The organism is Variovorax nivicola (genome assembly GCF_051216475.1).
Taxonomy (GTDB): domain Bacteria; phylum Pseudomonadota; class Gammaproteobacteria; order Burkholderiales; family Burkholderiaceae_C; genus Variovorax.
Genome location: NZ_JBPJZK010000003.1, coordinates 321,020 through 337,289, shown reverse-complemented (window position 1 = coordinate 337,289; position 16,270 = coordinate 321,020). Strand labels below are relative to the sequence as shown.

Sequence of the window (16,270 nt, the reverse complement as noted above, 5' to 3'; positions counted from 1 at the left end):
TGGACGAACGCGACGCACCAGGAGCCGTTGACGACTATCAGCCAGAACCAGACATTCGACATGACACCTCGCTTCTCCGTTGATTTCAACGAACTCCTTGAGCGCGATCTCATAATGCTGTCCCAGACCGATGTCCGGAAGGACATCGACGGCTCGTCCGTGCTACTCGTTGAAGGTCTACCTGTTGAGGTCCAAGAAGAAAACCTCTATGACAACGGCACGCACGAAGTGCTGTTTGCTCGGGGAGTCGTTGAGGCCAACTCCACAGGCACCTGGTCTCACGTCAAGTGGTGCTGCCGATTTGACACCAATGGCTTCTGCGACATCGCAGGTTAATGATGCTTACTACAGGCCTGCTCGGTCTGCCGTGGGACGGCAGAATCCGGTCAAGAGCAGACGTTCATCCCTGTCTCACAATTTCGACCGACATGAGCAATGCGTGAATTCATCATCGACTGCAGCGGGCTCAACAACGAAGCAGATTTTTGGACGGCTTACCTTTCGACGACGCAACCGGAGGGCGCAACGTTCTTTGGTCGCAATTTCGACGCGCTCTGGGATGCACTGAGCGCAGGGGGGCCAGGTTGGCCTGGGGAGTGCGTGCTCCGCTTTGTGAACACCGACGTTCTGCGCCTTTGGCAGGACGGCAAGTTCTATCACGCGCTGCGAAAGATTGCGATCGATTCGAAGGCCATCGTGATCCATATGAACTAGATTCCAGGGCGCCGCGAGGCATGACGCCTCGCGGCCACAACCAGCCGTTCACCCGTTGGGTGAACATTGACTAGTAGCAGATATTCCTTCATGCCGGGCACAACCAAGACATAACACACAGAGAGGTGCAAATGGCATTCGAGATAGACGAGGGGACTCGAAACACGATCGAGCGGATTCTTGGCCGCTCAATCGCGACGCAGCGTGGTGACTTAGCTGGCTATAACGAAATCGCTGACGCCGATTTAGACGACTTGCGCCGGCTCTGGTCGAGTGGAGGAGTGATCACAGCTACCTACCTTTTGCACCGACTGGACGGACGAGGCGGCCTGCAGAGTGCGAAGATGTACATCCATCATGTGATCGGGACTGGAGATATGACGGCGAGCCAATGGCTGGAGCAGTCATCGACACTTGAGTAATGGCACGCTGCGAGCAAGCCTGCTATCGGCCATAACAGACCTTCGCCATGACGTCAGAAAATTACCCAGTGGTTGGCAGATTCAAGAACGAAACCGCTTTCGCTATGACGCTGTATCTTGAAATGGCCCCTGAAGAGGTAATCCTTGAGCCTGGCGATGAGGTGGAACTGCTTGCGCAACCCACTGACAACCTGCTGCCTCTCGACGTGGCCCCCGTGGAGGACGGTCTCCACATACACGCACACAAAGAGTGGGACCCGGATTGGCACGTCAGATTCAGAGGCCGAGTTATCAAGGCCGGCAATCCAACCCGTCTTTCTGATTACCGCTGAAGCCAAGCATCTGAGATGCTTGCATCGAAACCGCCAGGCGACCGGCCAATGTCGGCCAGAAGCGGAAATCCAAGTACGGTCTCACCATGCAACCTGACACGCCTTCATCTGAAGGATTCGATATTTTCTGGATAGCTGCTGATTCACTGCAGCAAGTCGGCATGTTTGCGACTGGCGGTGATGGCCCTATCCCCTGGACTGCACGGCCTTGGATTCACAACGCGGAAGAACAGGCACTGATGCTGTCGGTTGTGTGTGCAGTCGAGTTGAAAATTCCCTATCCCCGACCCGATGATTTCGTGGCGTTGGCTGAGCGAGGATTTTTTTCGTTCGACTGGACGGATGTGCACAAGACTTCCATCCATGCAACGTCCGCGTACGAAATGGTTTGCCGACCTGTCAGTCCTTTGACAGTTGACCAGTTGCCGCCGTCCCTTCGGGTTGCTGCGCTGGCCACGAGGATCGTTGGCAAGACCTTAGACGCCGGGCGTGTAGATCGGGTGGCCTTGGGCAGCTAGGATGGCCGCCGTCGGCCACTACCTGCCGCTCAATCACGTCCGCTTTCTGAGGCATTCGCGATAGCGGCTTCAAGGCCTGCAACCAATGCCTTTGCCTGCTCGACGCTCAACTCGATCTCCGTGTTCGCCACTACACAATCGTCGGTGATCGCTTTGTCGTCGAATTGCTTTTCGGAGATGTCGAGATCAGGATGAATTTCCCAGGTCTCGATGTTGATGTGACCAGGGTGAATATTGGTGACTTCCAAGAATCCCTGTCGATAGGGAACATCGTTAAAGCGAATCTTGCTAGCACCCATGTCAGTAGCTCCTCGGTTGGGAGTGAGAGGATAGCGTTCGTCACCGGCCTCAGTCCGAACTAATGCCCGCTTAGCGGCGTTTCGTCGAGTCGCGGCTACTTCCGGCATGGGCCCAAAGCTCCGCCGGTCGCAACCGGCTACAGTCGGCCACAAGCGGACACTGGCAAAGCATCCTGTTCGCAATTGGGAGGGCGAGTTGTACTCTTGAGGAATTAGAGAAATGGTTGATGCGTTCCTGATCGCCGCGGAAGCGTGGCTCTGCAATGGATATTGGGTCGACATTCGATACGTCGCTGAGAGAGGATCGTCTGGCATAACCCTCTGGCAAGCATCGATCTATCTTAGCCCGGTGCGACCGAACGTCGAATCGAACTTTCAGATCGACACGCCGCGCCTCGTTGCTGGGCAAGTACAACGACTTGTTAGAAGAAAAACCGAGGTTCTAGGGGTGCTTCGTGACGCCATTGGTGGCCGCATCGACATTCACGACCATCAGCTAAGGCTGCGGGTCGCGGACTATTCCTCCGAGATGAGCTTTCGGGATCGTTGGTACTCCACGCTTCATCTCTCGATGGTCTCTGACCATACCGCGATACCTTTAAGCACCGATTTGGCGGAGGTCGACAATGCGCTCAGGATGCACGAACTTCCATTCGATGGATTGGTTGATCTTTGTGGATGGCTTGGCCTGCAAGCACCGGAGGCGGGTGCTGCATCGCAGATTCAATTGCGGTTATCGCCCCCATGCGACTTGATCATTGAGATGTCTTCTCTTAGACAAAACAGATTCAAGTTGACGCTCCACGCGCATTCGACTTTTGACACCTCCCGAATGGACGTGGCAATCCGTGTCGCCCCTAGCCAGGGCTTGGTAGCAAGGAGGCAAGTCGCGAATCAAGTCCGCTGGCGCCGCCCCAAAAACGGACTACGTGTGGGAGTGGCCGAGATCGAGGTGACAGACGCCGACTCCGTACTTGCCATGTTGATGATTGGTGGTACGAACGTTCGGCGCCAGTGGTTCAGTGATCCGGATAAGGCGCGGAACATTCGACTACTAACCATGCAGCACTTTGACAAGGACCTTCGAATGGTCCGGTCGGCCGTGTTCGACGCACCAGAGTCTGCGAAGTTCGAGCGAGGTGTTGCGGCTCTCTTGTTCTTACTCGGATTCACTCCTGTGATTCCTTTGGAGACGGACTCACCGGACATCGTGGCAGCTACACTAGGCGGGAGGGTGGTCATAGTCGAATGCACAACGAGGGTTGCGGACTTTGCGTCGAAGATCGGCAAACTGGTCGACCGTCGAACCTCAATGGTTCGCGCCCTGACGGAAAACCGCCATCTCAACCCTGTATCAGCCGCGCTAGTTTGCAGGATCCCTCGCGAGCAGATTGCCAATCAAGACCAAGCGCTCCGGCATGGTGTCATTCTGATAGCCAGCGAGGACCTCGCCAACGCATTCAATCGAATTTTTGTGCCCGGGGATCCAGACGCATTGCTTACCGAGGCGTTGGCGCGTTTACCGGAGGGCCCTGCTGTGCGATAGGGCAACAACTAGCACCCGCAGCCGATGAACTCCTTGAACGTCCGCATCTGGGGAGACCCTACTTCCGCTTTGGGCGGCGAAACCGCTAGCAAAACTGGAGCAGCCAAGCCGCGTGAGATTTCTCGATTTCATCGCCGATTTCGAGCAACGCGCCGAGGGGTTTCTTGGCGTTGGCCAGATCCATGTCAAGCAGGGCGGCAGTGAAGCCATCGTTGTCATGGCCTTGCTCAAAGCCCAATTGGTAGGCAGTGAAAAGCTCCTTCAAAACTAGAGGCCCTGCTAGGTGACACAACGGCCAGGCGGCGGCCTCGCGGATAAAGAAATCTTCATGTCGCAGCAGGGTCAGCAAGCGAGGCACGTCATCAACGCTTGCTCGTACATCCAAGCGCTCAGCCGCATCCACGGCAATGTCAACATCTGACGCTCCGAGTGCTTGAACGATTTCAATCCATTCTTGTTCATTCATGATGATTTGGACTGGCTTGTCGATGTGCGCTTTGCGCGAGTACTGAAAACATCCACCGGTCGCATTCTGCAGGAGCGGCAAACGACTGGTTCTTGCCGTCAGCGGCAACTCCCCTTGGAGATGCCCGCGCCGCGCCCAGCAAGCCATCCTTTGACTATCGCGCCCACTCCCAAGAAAACGAAGAGACAAAGCGAGCTCGGCAGCGCGACCATTAAAAGGCTCGTCATGACTTGGAAGCCGAGCGTGCTGGCCATCAACAGATCGTCCGCAGGAAGACTCCTCGCGTGCAGCACGAAGGCACCGCACGCGCACAGTGTGGCGATGCTCCATGCAGACAAGACCTTGGTTAGACGGGGCCAGATAAAAGTCATGAGATCGGCAATTTTGCAGCAGCTCCTCCGCTGACGGGCCGCCAAATCCAACGAACGCTGCTGGCCAACTGTAGCTTCGCGCAAGGCCGGAGCAAAGAGGCCCAAAGCCGACGGTTCATGGCGAGCTTTTCATTGCGCACCGCCCTCGCCTGCGGCAACACGCCACGACTGAATCGTGGCCTCGGCCGCCTCGATACGCCGCTGCAGTTCTTCATTGACCAGCCGCACCAGAGCGCCGAGTTCGGCGCGCGTCGGATAGACCTCTTCGCTGTCGTTCACACGTTGCGGAACGATGAGTTTTTCGAGACACGCATAAGCGCGATACACAGCGTGAAAGCTGTCGATGTCATCACAAGCCTGCAGCACAAGCGATTCAGCGCTGGCAGTTTCAGAAGATTCGGGAAGTGAAGAGACGCGCGCAGATGCGCGAGCAGATGCAGCCATGAATGGCCTCCAAGGGTTTCGGTTTGCTGAAACCGACGCACCCGAGTCCAAGCGGGGGCGGCGGCTCGGCGGGTTGGACTACCGGGAAACCACTTGCGTGAAACCGGCCGGGCTCGCGCCCGCCCATCGAGCCGCCAAAACTGGAAGCACGAACGACGAAGCCGCAGACCCTGCGGGGTGACTGCGGCTTGCGTCGCAGTGATTTCAACGGGAGTCCAAGCCCGATCACGCCTCTTTTTGACGCGACCGGCGCAGTATAGCCACGGGCAACGGTATGCCCCTACCCCCTAGGGCTTCAACACAACTCGATGGTCTGCCGCAGCAACCCTGATTGCTCGGCACTCGGCCCGACGAGGATCTCGACTTCGCCCGCCTCGAACAAAGGCTGCAGGTCCGGCCCGAGGTAGCGCAACTCGGCCACCGGCAGCTCCAGGCTCACCGAGCCGGCAACGCCCGGCATCAATCGCAGCTTCGCGTAGCCCTTGAGTTCCAGCAGCGGCCGGGTGACACGGCCTAGCTTGCCGCGAACGAACAGGAAGACGGTCTCTTCAGCCTCGCGCGCGCCAACGTTACGCAGTCTGACGTTGATCTTCAGCGTGTCCTGCTCGCGCACGCGCCGCGGCTCGACCTGAAGCTCGTCGTAGACAAATTGGCCGTAGGTCAAGCCGTGGCCGAAGGCATACAGCGGCGTATTTTCGACGTCCTGGTACCTGCTCGTGAAGTAGTCGGCGGGATTCATCGGCCGGCCGGTGGGACGCTGGCCGAAGTAGATCGGCAGCTGCCCGACGGCGCGCGGCCAGCTCATCGGTGTGCGACCGCCAGGCGTTACCCGGCCCGTGACCACGTCGGCGATCGCATGGCCGGCTTCGACGCCGAGAAACCACGCAGCCAGCAGCGCATCGGCGTGTTCGGCCAGCCAGGGGACGACGAGCGGGCGGCCCGAGAACAAGATTGCGACGACGGGGATGCCGAGCGCGTGTGCACGTGCCGTCACCGCTTCGGCCAGAGCCTGTTGCTGGCCGGGAAGCGCGGGCGTGGCGCGGCTCGCGGCCTCGCCGCTCATCGTGGCACGCTCGCCCAGGCACAGCAGGACGGCGTCGACGCCGTCGCACAGCGCGACGGCAGCTTCGATGCCGCTGTCGTCATCACTCTCGATGGCGACGCCCGACGCGTGGCGTATGTCGGTCTGCGGCAGCGCGGCGCGCAAGCCGGCAAGCACGCTCGCGGCCGGCTCGTGTTCGCCGGCACCCCACCACGGGCCTTTCATCTCGGTGCTTGCGTCGGCCAGCGGGCCGATAACGCACAGCGCCTTCGCCGCAGCAGGCAAAGGCAGGGCGTCCCGCTCGTTCTTCAGCATGACGATGGCCTTGCGCGCGGCGTCGCGCGCCACAGCGTGCCGCTCGGCGACAACCGTCGCGAGTTCCGGTGTCGCGCCGCGGCGGTAGGGGTCGTCGAACAGACCGAGCTGCTCCTTGAGCCGCAACACGCGGCGCACGCTCGCGTCGATCTCTTCGATCGTCACCCGTCCCTGCTCGAGCGCAATCGGCAGGCCCTTGCGATACGCGTCGGCCATCATGTCGATGTCGACGCCGGCCTTCAGCGCCAGTACCGCGGCGTCGACGAGATCGGCCGCGACGCCGTGCTTGATCATTTCCGCGATCGCGTTGTAGTCGCTGACGATGACGCCGTCCCAGCCCATCTCGCCGCGCAGCCAGTCGCGCAGCAAGGGGATGTGCGCCGTCATCGGCACACCATTGAGATCGGTGAAGGCGGGCATCAGCGTTGCGACGCCGGCACGCACCGCTGCTGCGAAGCCCGGCAGGTGCACCTCGTGCAAGGTGCGCTCGGAGATGTCCACGGCGGCGTACTCCCGCCCCGCGGTGACTGCGCCGTACGCGACGAAATGCTTCGCACAGGCGGCCAGCGATTCGGCCGACGACAGATCGGCCCCCTGAAAGCCGCGCACCTTGGCCTGCGCGATGCGCGCGTTGAGCCAGGGGTCTTCGCCGGGTCCTTCCGCGGTGCGGCCCCAGCGGGGATCGCGCGATACATCGAGCATCGGCGCGAAAGTCATCGCCAGGCCGTCGGCAGCGCCTTCGCGCGCGGCTTCCCGCGCCGTGCGCTCCCAGAGGTCTTCGTCGAAGGTGCCGGCCTCCGCAAGCGGGATCGGAAAGAGCGTGCGATGGCCATGAATGATGTCCAGGCCAATCAGCAGCGGAATGCCGAGCCGTGACTTCTCGACGGCCAGTCGCTGCATCTCGTGCGTGGGGCCGGCGCCGACCATGTTCAGAAGATTGCCGACGGTGCCGTCGATGATCGACTGCGTGGAGTCCCCCGCGAGCACCGGCCCGGTGACCGTGTAGCCGGAGGCAGTCATCGTCAGTTGACCCAGCTTTTCGGCTAGTGTCATCCGGGCCAAGAGGGTGTCGATGCGGCTCATCAGGGATTTCGAATAGAACCCAAGGGCCTTAATGATGGCATGCTGCGGGCGGAGAGCCCTCTGCCACGTGGCGCCGCCGATGATTCGGTGAAACCAAAAGTGACACCCGGGACAACAACGAAAGGAGCCGTTCGTGTTGATGGATGACAGGAACCCGAGGGCACTGGCAGCCCTGCCCGATGAGGCCTTGATCGACGCCGTGCAGCGGCAGACCTTCCGATATTTCTGGGACGGTGCGGATGCCGACAGCGGCTTGGCGCTCGACCGCCGCACGCTCGTCAGCGCCACGGGCGAAGACCTGGCCGACGACAGGGTCGCGATCGGCGGCACGGGCTTCGGCATCATGGCCATGATCGTCGCGGTGGAGCGCGGCTGGGTCACGCGAAACGCGGCGCTGGAGCGCCTGGGGCGCATGCGGGACGCCCTCTTTCGCGCCAGGCGCTACCACGGCGCCTTCCCCCACTTCATGGATGCAGCGAGTGGCGAGACGATCCCGATGAGCCCCAAGGACGACGCGGGCGATCTGGTCGAGACCTCGTTCCTCTGCATGGGCCTGCTCTGTGCGCGCCAGTATTTCAGCGAGGACACGGCCGCGGCGCGCCGGTTGCGCAGCGACATCGACACGCTGTGGCACGACGTCGAATGGAACTGGTTCACCCAGGGCGGACGGGACGTTCTGTACTGGCACTGGAGCCCGAACCACGGCTGGGCGATGAACCATGAAGTGCGCGGCTGGAACGAGTGCCTCATCACCTACCTGCTGGCCGCGGCCGCGCCGCGCCATGCGATCGATCCGCGGGTGTACCACCGCGGCTTCGCGGCGGGGTCCGGCTTCCTCAACGGCCGGTCGTACTACGGCATCGAGATACCGCTGGGCATGCCGTACGGCGGCCCGCTGTTCTTCACGCATTACTCGTTCTGCGGCCTCGATCCGCGCGGCCTGAAGGATCGCTACGCCGACTACTGGGATCTCAACTGCCGCCACCTGCAGATCAACCGTGCGCACTGCGTCGCCAATCCTCAGGGCCACCCGGGCTACGGCGAATCGTGCTGGGGCCTGACCGCCAGCGACGACCCCGACGGCTACCTCGCGCACGCCCCTGACATCGACAACGGCACCATTTCGCCGACGGCCGCGCTGGCCAGCCTGCCGTATGCGCCCACCGAGGTGATGCGGGTTCTGCGGCATCTCCTCACGGTGCATGGCACGCGATTGTGGAAGGACTACGGCTTCGTCGATGCGTTCTGCGAACGGCGCGATTGGTTCGCGGAGACTTTTCTCGCCATCGACCAGGGCCCAATCGTCGTGATGATGGAGAACCATCGCACGGGCCTTCTGTGGAAACTGTTCATGAGCGTGCCCGAAGTGCAGACCGGGCTGCGCCGCCTGGACTTCAGCAGCCCGCATCTCGGGTCGCCTGCACCGTGACCTTCAGCGTGGCGAGCCAGCAAGACCCGGCTTTCGAGTCCTGGCTCGAAGGGCAGTTGTCCCATTCGGCGAGCGCGATGCTGTCAAGTATCTCGCCGGTGTCGATCGTCAAGCACCGCGAAGGCTTCGGCCAGACCATAAGGCCGGTCGCCGGAGCCATCGTCGCCTCGCCCGTGCTTGGTAATTACGACCCAGACCCGGACTACTTCTTTCATTGGTTCCGGGACTCTGCTGTCGTCATCGATGCATTGCGCCTGCTCTACGTCGACCGACGCATCGGCGACGAAGCCCTGCAGCATCTGCGCGATTTCACCCGCTTCAGCCTTGCCGTGAACGGACTCGACGGCCGCGCGGTTGCCGCGGTGCAGGGCCGCAGAGCGCGCGTGGCCCCCGAACTCCTGCAGTTTCTGCGCGAGGACCATGACCTCGCGAGCGTCCACGGCGATGCCGTCGTCGCCGAAACGAGGGTGAACCCCGACGGTACGCTCGACATCCTCCGGTGGGCGCGCCCCCAGCACGACGGGCCGCCATTGCGCGCGCTGGCGCTGCTGCGCTGGGCGGCCGGCGGGCACCTCGACGCGGCCCTGCTGGCGGAGGTCACGCCGCTGATTCGCTTCGACATCGACTTCACGCTGCGTCACTGGCGCGAGCCGTCGTACGACATCTGGGAGGAGGAAAGCGGCCATCACTACTACACGCTGCGCGTTGCAGGGGCCGCTCTGGCCGAAGGCGCGGCATGGCTGGAGGGCCTGGGCGACACGGCGCAGGCGCAGCGCTGCCGGGAGGAGTCGCAGGCTGTGCTCCGCCTGCTCGACGACTACTGGGTAGATGAACTGCCCGACGATCGCGACTCGGCGCGCGGCTACTACCGTTCGCGCGTGCTGGCGGACGGCCAGCCCAGTCCGAAGGCGCTGGACATCGCGGTGATCCTGTCGGCGATCCATAGCCTCGGCACCGAGGCTGCGCATGGACCGACCGATCCGCGCATGCAGGCCACGCTGGCGCGACTCGACGCGCTGTTCGATGCGGCCTATCCGATCAACCACGGCCGTGCTGCAGGCCGTGGCGCGGCGATGGGTCGGTACGCCGGCGACGTGTACTACTCGGGCGGCGCGTACTACTTCTCGACGCTCGGCGCCGCCGAGTTCTGTTTCCGCGCTGCGGCGATGGGCGGCGATGCACGCCGTTGGAGCCAATGGATGGAGCGCGGCGACGCCTACCTCGCCACCGTACGCGCATACACGCCGGCCGGTGGTGATCTGTCGGAACAGTTCGACCAGCACAGCGGCGCGCAGACCTCGGCGAAGCAACTGGCCTGGAGCCACGCCGCATTCATTTCGTGTGTCTCGGCGCGCCGCATCGCGGCCGCCGCTTGTCAGGCGCCGCAGTGGCGATGAACGCAAGGCCAGGGAACCGTGTCGAGCCGGCTGCAAAGGTCGGTTTCTTCCGTCAGGTCAGCGAGTTGCTCGGCGCCTTGCGGGTGTCCCCGGTCGCGAAAACGCTTGTCGTACTGATGGGCGCGATCGTCGTGGTCGTCGCGCTCACGGCGTATGGACAGATCGAGCTCAATAGCTGGAACAAGCCGTTCTACGATGCGATCTCGCGTCGCGACCTGAGCGAATTCGTCGTGCAGGTAGGCGTCTTCGCGATCATTGCGGGCGTGCTGCTGGTCTTGAATGTCGCGCAGAGGTGGCTTGGCGAAACCTTGCAGCTGAAGCTGCGCGAGGCCGTGGTCAATGACATCGTGGGGCTGTGGCTGCAGCCGCGCCGGGCGTTCTGGCTCCAGGCCAGCGGCCCGATGGGGGCCCATCCGGATCAGCGCATGCACGACGACACGCTGAAGCTGTGCGATCTGTCGGTCACCCTCGGCGTGGGTCTGTTGCAGGCAGCGATGCTGTTCGGCAGCTTCGCGAGCGTGCTGTGGGTCCTCTCCAAGGACTTCAGCCTCTTCTTCGACGGCAAGGACCACGTGTTGCCGGGCTTCATGTTGTGGGCGGCAATTGCCTATGCGATCGCCGGCTCGCTGGTCACCTACTGGGTCGGCAACGGCCTGATCTCGCGCAACGCCGAGCGCTACGCGCGTGAAGGCGAATTGCGCTTCTCGCTGACGCGCATCAACGAGCATCTCGACGGCATCTCCCTGGCTGGTGGCGAGGCCGACGAGAAGCGTCGCGTCGCCATGCATTTCGGCGACGTCTTGCGCGCCACGTCGCGCGTGGTGCTCGGGCTGACCAACCTGACCTGGGTCACCGCGGGCTTCGGCTGGGTCACCATCATCGCGCCGACACTGGTGGCCGCCCCCCTCTACTTCTCGGGGAAGGTTTCGTTCGGTGGCTTGATGATGGCTGCCGCGGCCTTCACGCAGGCGCAGTCGTCGCTGCGCTGGTTCGTCGACAACTTCAGCATCATTGCCGACTGGCGCGCCACGCTGCTGCGTGTCGCCGACCTGCGTCGGATGCTGGCCTCCGATCTGGAGGCACAGGCAGGCGGCAGCCGCATCGCCTATGAGGAGAGCGAAGCCGGGACGCTCGCGATCGAAGCGCTCGAGGTTCGCTCCTGGAGCGGCCACGATCGGCTGGACGCACCGGGTCTCGTCTTGCACCGCGGTCAGCGCGTCTTGATTCTCGGCACACCGGGCACCGAGAAGACCTTGCTGTTCCGGGCGCTCGCGGGCCTCTGGCCCTGGGGCTGCGGCACCGTGCGCCGGCCCGCCGGCGAGACGATTCACTACATGCCGCGCGGCACGCCTTACATTCCCCGCGGCACGCTGGCCGAAGTGCTGTCGTATGCGATGGAGCCGTCGACCTATCCGAGAGAAGCCATGGTGGCCGCGCTGGCGAGTGTGGGCCTCCAGCGTTTGGAACCATTGCTGAACAAGACGGGGCGCTGGGAGAGCGAGCTCAGCATGGACGAGCAGCTGCGGCTGGGCTTCGCCCGCGTGGTGCTGCAGGCACCGCCCTGGCTGGTGATGGACGAAGCCTTCGGCGCGTTCGACGACGACACGCTCGAACTCATCATCGACGTGCTGGGCAAGCTCACGCACACGGGCATTGTTCACATAGGCTCGGCCGGAGAGGCGCACGACCGGCTGTTCACGCAGGTGGTGCACCTGGTCAAAGCGCCGAACGCCGTGCCCGAGGAGCAGCGACCATGAGACGCCCCGTGTCAACCGTCAGTCGTGCGCGTCGCGCCCTCATGCGACTGATTTTTGCGCTGCCCGCCTGGTCAACCTGGTCCTGGGCGGCGGATTTTGGGTTCCGGCCACCGCGCGATCCTGACGATGCCACCGCGGCGGACCTGATGCGGGATCTGGCCGAGCGCATCTTGCCGGTGTACCAGGAGGCGGACACCGATGTCTTCCTGGCCAACGTGACAGCCCTGCAGATCGTCAGCGGCGCCTACCGTGCAGCCTACGACAGCAGCGCGTCCCTACGCAGCCGCCGCCAGGGCAAGCCGTTCGACGGCCTGATCGAGCGTGCGATCCTCGACGGCATCTATGCGCACGCACGCTTGCTCGAAGCGGACCAGCGCATAGGCTTCGCCGAAGCCTACGCGCGCTCGTTCCGGGAGCTGGTGTCGCCGCTCGACAACGCGCAGGCCCAGGCCATCATGGCGCGGCTCGAAACCCCGCTGGCGGTGTACAGAGAGCCGCTGCGTCAGGCTTTCGACCTCTGGCGCGCGAAGGGCAGCCTCCCGGAGGCCGATGCGCTGGCGCTCGTGCGAACCTGGCTTTCGTACCAGTCGCGTCGCAGCTTCAGTGCGCTGCTGCCCGAGTTGTTCGCGGCGGAAAACCGCAACCGTTACGTGGCAGAGACTGACGTCAGGATTCCCGTGCGCGGGGGTGTCATCCATGCCAGCCTGATTCGGCCCGGCCGCGCGAACGCAGCCCTGCCGACGCTGCTGCGCTTCACGCTCGATCCCGCCGAGGACGACGCGCATCTCAGCGCCGCCAAAGGCTACGTCGGCGTCACGGCGTACGTGCGCGGACGCACACCCGACGGCAAGGGCGCCGTGTGGCCGTTCGTTCGCGACGGTGAAGACGCCGTCGCCGTCATCGACTGGATTGCCCGGCAGGCGTGGAGCGACGGTCGCGTCGCCATGCTCGGCGACGGCTACTCCGGCTACGCCGCCTGGGCCGCCGCCCGCAGAAGGCCGGCGGCACTCAAGGCTATCGCTACGATCGCGCCGATGGCGCCGGGCATCGACTTCCCGATGGCCGGGCAAATCTTCCGCAACGCCATGGTCCGCTGGGCGCAGGAGCACGCGGCTGCCGAGCCCCTGCGGGCCGGCATCGACGCAGACGCAGGCCCGGACGCGATATGGCAGGCACTCGACGCGCGCTGGTACCGTGGCAATCGCCCCTACTGGGACATAGACCGCGTCCTGCTGGGCAAGCGCAGCAGGTTGGTCCGAACCTGGCTGACGCACCCGAGCCACGATCGCTACTGGCAGAAGTTCTTGCCGTCGGCGGAGCAGTTTGCGCGAATCGACATCCCGGTGCTCAGCTTCGCCGGCTACTACGGTGCCGATGCCGGCGCGCTCTACTTCCACCAGGAGCATCGTCGCAACCGGCCGCAGGCCGACACGACGCTGCTGCTCGGCCCCTACGACGCGGCCTCGATCCGGCGCGGCACGGCGCCGACGCTGCGCGGCTACACGCTTGACCCCGTCGCACGCGTCGACCTGCCCGAGCTGCGCTACCAATGGCTCGACCACATCCTGAAGGGCGCGAACAAGCCTTCTCTGCTGATGGATCGCGTCAACTACCAGGTGATGGGCGCGGACCAGTGGCGCCATGTGCCGACGCTGGACGCGCCCCAGCACACCCGGCTGCGCCTTTACCTCGACACCCGCGAGCGCGACGAGCCGCACCGCCTGTTGCCGTCGCCGTCCGAAGGCGGTGGCAGCGCGCGGCTCTCGGTCGATCTCGCCGATCGGCGCGACGTGCGCATCCCGTGGCCGGACGCGCTGCGCGCGAATCAACTGCCGGCGCGCAACAGCATCAGCTTTGTCAGTGATCCGCTCCCGGAGGACACCGAGATCGTCGGCAGCCTGCGCGGCGTGTTCGACATCACGCCCTCGCGGCAGGACGTGGACTTCAACATCTCGCTGTACGAGCAGACGGAAAGCGGCGAATACCAACTGCTGTTCGATCCCTATGACTTCCGCGCCAGCTACGCCGGCCATCGCGTGCGTCGCCGGCTTCTTCGGGCCGGCGAGCGTCAGCTGCTTGCGTTCACCGCCGAACGCGTGACCGCTTGCAGGCTCGCGGCAGGCAGTCGCATCGTGCTGCTGATCAGCATCAACAGGCGCCCCGACCGGCAGATCAACTACGGCAGCGGCAAGGACGTGAACTCGGAAACCATCGCCGATGCGAAGTGGCCCGTTCGGGTGCGCTGGCATGCGCGCAGCTACGTCGAGATCCAGACCGGCAAGTCTTGATTGCTCATCGTGTCCTCGGACCTTTGTCGTTCACGGCGCCGATAACGACGCCTTCGCAAGGCGCCAGCACCAGGGGCCCCTTGATGAACTCGGTGCGCGCAGGATCGGTCGATGCCAGCACGACCGGCTGGCGCGGCATCAACGCTGGCGAAATCGGCGCCGGGGTGGCGCCGAAGTTCAAGAGCACCACCAGCCGCTGCCCTTCGCCGTTGCGCGCATAGGCGAGCACCTCGCCTTCGGTTTCAAGCGCTTCATAGTTGCCTCGGTTCAGCGCAGGCTGCGCGCGGCGCAACGCGATGAGGCGCCGGTAGAGCGCCAGCATCGACCCTGCGTCGTGTGATTGCGCTTCCACATTGTTCGTGGGCCAGTCGGCTGCCAGGCGCAGCCACGGCGTACCGGTCGTGAAGCCCGCATGCTCTGCGGCGCTCCACTGCATGGGTGTTCGCTCCGGGTCGCGACCCAGGCCCATGCCGGGCTTGTTCTTCTCGAACGGGTCCTGCACTTCATCGGCGGGAATGGGAACGTCCGTCATGCCGATCTCGTCGCCGTAGTAGAGCGTCGGCGTGCCGCGCAGCGTGAGCAGCAGCATGGCCGCGAGCCGCGCCATCTGTGGCCCGACGCGGCTCGCAATGCGGGATCTGTCGTGGTTGCCCAGCACCCAGTTCGGCTGGGCGCCGGCGGGCAAGGCGGCTTCGTAGTCGCGCACGAAGCGGTCGATGCGCGCCGCCTGCCACTCGGTTGCGATCAGCTGAAAGTTGAAGGGCAGTTGCACGCCTTCGAGCACACCTTGGCCGTTGAGTCCGTAGTAGGCGACCAGGCGTGTGAGCGGCAGGTAGAGCTCGCCGATCAGCACGCGCGACGAGCGTGTGTCGCTGAACGCGTCGACCACGCGACGCATCTCGGCCACAATCGGCTGCACCTCCGGCAGGTCGGTGTTGTAGAGCATCAGCCAGCGAAAAAATGGGTCCTGGCCCTCGGCGAAGTCCGGGTTCGGCGGGTTGTCGCGGAACTGCTCGTCCTTGATGATCTGAGAGAGCACGTCGACGCGGAATCCGTCGACGCCGCGCCGAAGCCAGAAGCGCAGCACCTCGTACATCGCGGCTCGCACTTCGGGGTTGCGCCAGTTGAGGTCTGGCTGCTCCTTCAGGAACGAATGGCAGTAGTACTGGCCGGTGGCCGAATCAAAGGCCCAGGCCGGGCCGCCGAAATTGCTGAGCCAGTTGTTGGGCGGCCCGCCGCCAGGCGCCGGGTCGCGCCAGATGTACCAGTCGCGTCGCGGATCGCTGCGTGCGCTGCGGCTGCGCACAAACCACGGATGACGGTCCGACGTGTGGTTGGGCACGAAGTCCAGGATGAGCTTGAGCCCTCTCGCGTGGGCCTCCTGCACCAGCGCATCGAAGCCGTGCAGCGTGCCGAAGCGCGGATCGATGTCGCAAAAATCGGAGATGTCGTACCCGAAGTCGGCCATCGGCGAGGGATAGATCGGCGAGATCCAGACGGCATCGACGCCGAGCGAGACCAGATGATCCAGCCGGGCGCGGATTCCGCCCAGGTCTCCGATGCCGTCGCCGTTGCTGTCCTGGAACGAACGCGGGTAGACCTGATAGACGATTCCGCACTTCCACCAGTCGTCGGCTGACATCTTGATCCCCTCATGCCCGGTTTCGGGTGGGTCCATTTTCTCCAGAAAGCACAGCGTGAGTTCGCCGCCAAGTCTGGAAGAACCGCAAGCACTGGCTTCCGACGTTCTGGCAATACCTGCGGATGGGTACTATCGGCCAGGACCAGACGTTCGCAGCACCTATGCTGGGCGGTCAAGAACAAGTCCCTTCCCCTGGCCACTGCCG

15 protein-coding genes are annotated in these 16,270 nt (G+C 63.7%); 10 read left to right on the top strand and 5 right to left on the bottom strand.

The window, feature by feature from the left end; translation table 11 throughout:
• Positions 1-60: 60 nt before the first annotated feature.
• The 5 genes from ACSFBF_RS14250 to ACSFBF_RS14230 all read left to right on the top strand — a co-directional run bounded on the left by ACSFBF_RS14250 (position 61) and on the right by ACSFBF_RS14230 (position 1,986).
• Positions 61-336, top strand: a complete 276-nt coding sequence (locus ACSFBF_RS14250) for a hypothetical protein (protein WP_435467973.1) — start codon at positions 61-63, stop codon at positions 334-336.
• Positions 337-435: 99 nt separating this feature from the next.
• On the top strand, positions 436-714 hold the full coding sequence (locus ACSFBF_RS14245) for a barstar family protein (protein WP_435467971.1): 279 nt from the start codon (positions 436-438) through the stop codon (positions 712-714).
• A 131-nt stretch (positions 715-845) separates the two neighbouring features.
• Positions 846-1,136, top strand: coding sequence for a hypothetical protein (locus ACSFBF_RS14240; RefSeq protein ID WP_435467969.1), 291 nt, complete (start codon positions 846-848; stop codon positions 1,134-1,136).
• A gap of 47 nt (positions 1,137-1,183) precedes the next feature.
• Positions 1,184-1,468, top strand: coding sequence for a hypothetical protein (locus ACSFBF_RS14235; protein ID WP_435467967.1), 285 nt, complete (start codon positions 1,184-1,186; stop codon positions 1,466-1,468).
• Between the two features lie 86 nt (positions 1,469-1,554).
• Positions 1,555-1,986, top strand: a complete 432-nt coding sequence (locus tag ACSFBF_RS14230) for a hypothetical protein (protein ID WP_435467965.1) — start codon at positions 1,555-1,557, stop codon at positions 1,984-1,986.
• 29 nt (positions 1,987-2,015) lie between these two features.
• Here the strand turns inward: ACSFBF_RS14230 and ACSFBF_RS14225 are convergent, their stop codons facing one another.
• Positions 2,016-2,285: a hypothetical protein gene (locus tag ACSFBF_RS14225; protein ID WP_435467963.1), complete on the bottom strand. Its 270-nt coding sequence runs from the start codon at positions 2,283-2,285 to the stop codon at positions 2,016-2,018.
• A 220-nt stretch (positions 2,286-2,505) separates the two neighbouring features.
• Here ACSFBF_RS14225 and ACSFBF_RS14220 point away from each other — a divergent pair, with 220 nt between their 5' ends.
• Entirely contained in the window at positions 2,506-3,831 is a 1,326-nt protein-coding gene (locus ACSFBF_RS14220; protein ID WP_435467961.1) for a hypothetical protein, read from the top strand.
• Between the two features lie 85 nt (positions 3,832-3,916).
• Here ACSFBF_RS14220 and ACSFBF_RS14215 read toward each other — a convergent pair whose 3' ends face one another.
• The 3 genes from ACSFBF_RS14215 to ACSFBF_RS14205 form a co-directional block, all read right to left on the bottom strand.
• Complete coding sequence (locus tag ACSFBF_RS14215) at positions 3,917-4,297, bottom strand: hypothetical protein (RefSeq protein WP_435467959.1); 381 nt, start codon at positions 4,295-4,297, stop codon at positions 3,917-3,919.
• Positions 4,298-4,797: 500 nt separating this feature from the next.
• Positions 4,798-5,112 carry a hypothetical protein gene (locus ACSFBF_RS14210; protein WP_435467957.1) on the bottom strand — a complete coding sequence of 105 codons (315 nt, stop codon included), beginning with the start codon at positions 5,110-5,112 and terminating at the stop codon, positions 4,798-4,800.
• Between the two features lie 295 nt (positions 5,113-5,407).
• The gene (locus ACSFBF_RS14205; protein ID WP_435467955.1) at positions 5,408-7,552 is read right to left on the bottom strand and encodes a glycoside hydrolase family 3 N-terminal domain-containing protein; all 2,145 of its coding nucleotides are present in this window, start codon (positions 7,550-7,552) and stop codon (positions 5,408-5,410) included.
• 139 nt (positions 7,553-7,691) lie between these two features.
• Here ACSFBF_RS14205 and ACSFBF_RS14200 point away from each other — a divergent pair, with 139 nt between their 5' ends.
• From ACSFBF_RS14200 to ACSFBF_RS14185, 4 genes are read left to right on the top strand one after another with little or no spacing between them, the layout of a single operon-like run.
• Positions 7,692-8,981 (top strand): glucoamylase family protein, encoded by a 1,290-nt coding sequence (locus ACSFBF_RS14200; RefSeq protein ID WP_435467953.1) that lies wholly within the window; start codon positions 7,692-7,694, stop codon positions 8,979-8,981.
• Positions 8,978-10,378: a glycoside hydrolase family 15 protein gene (locus ACSFBF_RS14195; protein ID WP_435467951.1), complete on the top strand. Its 1,401-nt coding sequence runs from the start codon at positions 8,978-8,980 to the stop codon at positions 10,376-10,378. The genes ACSFBF_RS14200 and ACSFBF_RS14195 overlap by 4 nt, the downstream gene beginning before the upstream one ends.
• Complete coding sequence (locus ACSFBF_RS14190) at positions 10,375-12,135, top strand: ABC transporter ATP-binding protein/permease (protein WP_435468788.1); 1,761 nt, start codon at positions 10,375-10,377, stop codon at positions 12,133-12,135. Before ACSFBF_RS14195 ends, ACSFBF_RS14190 begins: the two co-directional genes overlap by 4 nt.
• 8 nt (positions 12,136-12,143) lie before the next feature.
• Entirely contained in the window at positions 12,144-14,423 is a 2,280-nt protein-coding gene (locus ACSFBF_RS14185; protein ID WP_435467949.1) for a CocE/NonD family hydrolase, read from the top strand.
• Between the two features lie 4 nt (positions 14,424-14,427).
• Here ACSFBF_RS14185 and ACSFBF_RS14180 read toward each other — a convergent pair whose 3' ends face one another.
• On the bottom strand, positions 14,428-16,065 hold the full coding sequence (locus ACSFBF_RS14180; protein ID WP_435467947.1) for an alpha-amylase family glycosyl hydrolase: 1,638 nt from the start codon (positions 16,063-16,065) through the stop codon (positions 14,428-14,430).
• Positions 16,066-16,270 lie beyond the last annotated feature (205 nt).